Raw genomic sequence first — 3,281 nt, 5'->3', positions numbered from 1 at the left:
TGTTCCGACTCCTCTGGGGCAAAATGATTCCCCATGCGGTTGTCGGACAAGGCTCTACCTAAGTCAAAAATGGACCAAACAACGCTGATCCCCGTAGCGCGCGATTATCTAGTAGCCCGCGAGACAACGCATCAGGGACAGTGAAGTATTTGTAGCGAAACCCTGCGTTTTTAGGCATTAACGTCGTTTTTCATACATTCATGTCTGTAAGAGGAAGGTCACAGGGCCATCATTGACCAAGTGCACCTGCATATCCGCGCCAAAACGCCCCGAAGCCACCTTGCCATGCAATTGTTGCGCTTGTAACAACAAGTGCTCAAAAAGCGCCGCTCCCAGGGTCGGAGGAGCCGCTGTGGAGAAGCTGGGCCGTAGCCCGCTTTTGGTATCCGCCGCCAGGGTGAACTGCGACACCAGCAGCAAACCGCCGCCGATGTCCTTGAGGGACAGGTTCATCTTGCCCTCCTCGTCACTGAACACCCGATAGTTAAGCAGCTTGTGCAGCAGTTTGTCGGCGCTTTCGGGCGTATCTGAAGGCTCGACGGCCACCAGCACCAGCAAACCCTGGTCAATCGAGCCTACCACCTCCCCTGCGACCTCAACCCGGGCGCCACGCACCCGCTGCAACAGGCCCTTCATGCTTCTTCAGGCGGCAGGTCGAGCAGGCGCCGGGCCATTTCGCCGGTCGCACGCACCAGCGCGTCGGTGATGCCCGGCTCGGACGCCGCATGCCCGGCTTCGCGGATCACCTGCAACTCGCTGTTGGGCCAGGCCTGATGCAGCTCCCAAGCGTTATCCAGCGTGCAGATCATATCGTAGCGGCCATGGATGATGACGCCAGGCAGATGGGCGATCTTGTGCATATCGCGAATCAGCTGGTTGGGTTCCAGGAAGGAGTTGTTGGTGAAGTAATGGCACTCGATACGTGCGATGGACAAGGCGCGCTGCGGCTCGGAAAACCGTTCCACATGCTGCGGGCTCGGGCACAGGCCCAACATACGGCCTTCCCAGCCCGACCAGGCTTTGGCCGCATGCATCTGGGCGATCTGGTCGTTGCCGGTCAGTCGCTTGTGGTAAGCGGCGATCATGTCGTGGCGCTCTTCCACCGGGATCGGTGCCACGTAGTCCTGCCAGTAATCCGGGAACAGGCGACTCGCGCCCTCCTGGTAGAACCAGCGAATATCCTGGGGGCGGGCAAGGAAGATGCCGCGCACGATCAGGCCGAGCACACGCTCGGGATGGGTTTGCGCGTAGGCCAGGGCCAGGGTTGAGCCCCAGGAGCCGCCGAACAGCACCCACTTGTCGATGCCCAGGTGCTCGCGGATGCGTTCAAGGTCGGCGACCAGATCCCAGGTGGTGTTGTTCTCAAGGCTGGCCCTTGGCGTAGAGCGGCCGCAGCCACGCTGGTCGAAGGTGACAATATGGTAGAGGTTCGGGTCGAAATAGCAGCGGCTCTGGGCGTCGCAACCGGAGCCGGGACCTCCATGGATGAATACGACAGGCAAGCCTTCGGGGGAGCCACTTTCATCGACATACAGGGTGTGGGTGTCATCGACAGCCAGATCGTGCCGGGCGTAGGGTTTGATCTGCGGGTACCAAGTCTGCATTGCGTGCTCCGTAGGGTGTCGGGTTCATCCCTGGGGGGACGTCTATTATTTTGCCGTCTGGCATCATAAACCCGAATTGTGCAATGAGCATGTCCTTGAGCACTTAGACCTGTGTCAGCAGTTCGCACCTCAGATAACCGAGCAGATAGTCATACAGCCGATCCACCTCCGGCACCTGTTCGCGTGCCCCCCCTGCGAGTTACTTTGGGCTGGGCCGGCATTCCGGCTCTTTTCCAAAGTGACCCGCCGTAAAAGCGGAACCCTAAGCAGCCGTTACCGCAGGAATGGATATGTACACAATCCAACTGTGTTGACTGCCATGCCGCCTTCGCGAGCAAGCCCGCTCCCACAGTTGGTCCGCGGGGGGTCAAGTAGGGAAGCGTCGCGGTTAGGCCGCCATCGCAGGCAAGCCAGCTCCCACAATTGGATCACCGCAGGGCTCGATTACAAGGCAACCGGCGCCCGTTCGCACAGGGTATTAAGCGCCGCCGCCCACTGCGGCTCGTCATTCAGGCAAGGCACCAACACCAACTCCTCGCCCCCCGCTTCACGAAATTGCTCGCGACCGCGATCGCCAATTTCCTCCAACGTCTCAATACAGTCGGCGACGAACGCCGGGCACATCACCAGCAGCTTCTTCACCCCTTGCTGGGCCAATGCCTCAAGGCGCGCCTCGGTGTAGGGTTCGATCCACTTGGCCCGGCCCAGGCGGGACTGGAACGCCACCGACCATTTGCCCTCCGGCAAACCCAGCCGCTCGGCCACATCCCGCGCCACGCTGAAGCACTGCGCGCGGTAACAGGTGGCAAGCACTTCAGGGGATGCGTTCTTGCAGCAGTCGGCGTCCTTGAAGCAGTGCTGGCCGGTAGGGTCGAGCTTGGTCAGGTGACGCTCAGGCAAACCATGGAAAACTGAGCAGCAAGTGATCGTAATCCTGCTCCACATAAGCGCGCACACTCGCCGCCAGCGCATCGAGGTACTCAGGCTGATCGTAGAACGGTTGCAGGATCGAAAACTGCACATTCAGTTGCTTGTCGCGCACCACTCGCTTGGCTTCCTCTATCACCGTGGTGACGGTGCTGTCGGCAAATTGAGGGTACAACGGCGCCAGTGTGATTTTTTGAATACCCTGGGCGGCCAGGCGCGTCAGGACCGTTTCCAGGGACGGTTCGCCGTAACGCATCGCCAGTTCCACCGGGCCTTGAGTCCACTGCGCGGTCATCTGCTGTTGCAGGCGGCGGCTCAGCACCACCAGCGGCGAGCCCTCGTCCCACCAGATCGACGCATAGGCATGGGCCGATTGCTCGGGGCGCTTGATCAGGATCAGCGACACCAGCAAGCGCCGCACCGGCCACGGCAAGTCGATCACATAAGGGTCCATCAGGAACTGATTGAGGTAGCTGCGCACATCGGCCACTGAAGTGGACTTTGGCGAACCCAGGTTGACCAGTAACAACGCGTGATCGGTCATGCAACATCCTATCTTTAGAGGCGGCTGGACAAGTCGTCCAGAGCCGCACGCAACTCAGTGAACTGGAAAGTGAAACCTGCGGCCTGCAGCCGTTCAGGCAAAGCCTTTTGCCCGCCCAGCAACAAGCCGGACAACTCACCCAGGCCAACCTTCAACGCAAATGCCGGCATCGGCATGAACGCCGGGCGGTGCAGCACCTGGCCCAA

3 protein-coding genes and 1 pseudogene are annotated in these 3,281 nt (G+C 60.4%); all 4 read right to left on the bottom strand.

Annotated elements, in window-relative coordinates:
- Nucleotides 1–198: 198 nt before the first annotated feature.
- Nucleotides 199–636, bottom strand: coding sequence for a D-aminoacyl-tRNA deacylase (gene dtd, locus DQ405_RS26195; RefSeq protein WP_014716545.1), 438 nt, complete (start codon nt 634–636; stop codon nt 199–201).
- On the bottom strand, nt 633–1,604 hold the full coding sequence (gene pip / locus DQ405_RS26190) for a prolyl aminopeptidase (RefSeq protein ID WP_014716544.1): 972 nt from the start codon (nt 1,602–1,604) through the stop codon (nt 633–635). Before pip ends, dtd begins: the two co-directional genes overlap by 4 nt.
- A gap of 444 nt (nt 1,605–2,048) precedes the next feature.
- A pseudogene (gene hemH, locus DQ405_RS26185) lies at nt 2,049–3,075 on the bottom strand (ferrochelatase).
- Between the two features lie 14 nt (nt 3,076–3,089).
- A partial coding sequence (locus DQ405_RS26180; RefSeq protein WP_168426465.1) for a DUF1731 domain-containing protein occupies nt 3,090–3,281 on the bottom strand: 192 nt, incomplete at its 5' end.

Source organism: Pseudomonas sp. SST3, assembly GCF_003325755.1.
The sequence above is the reverse complement of the archived record's forward strand: the minus strand, read 5'-3'. Positions and strand labels throughout refer to the sequence as shown.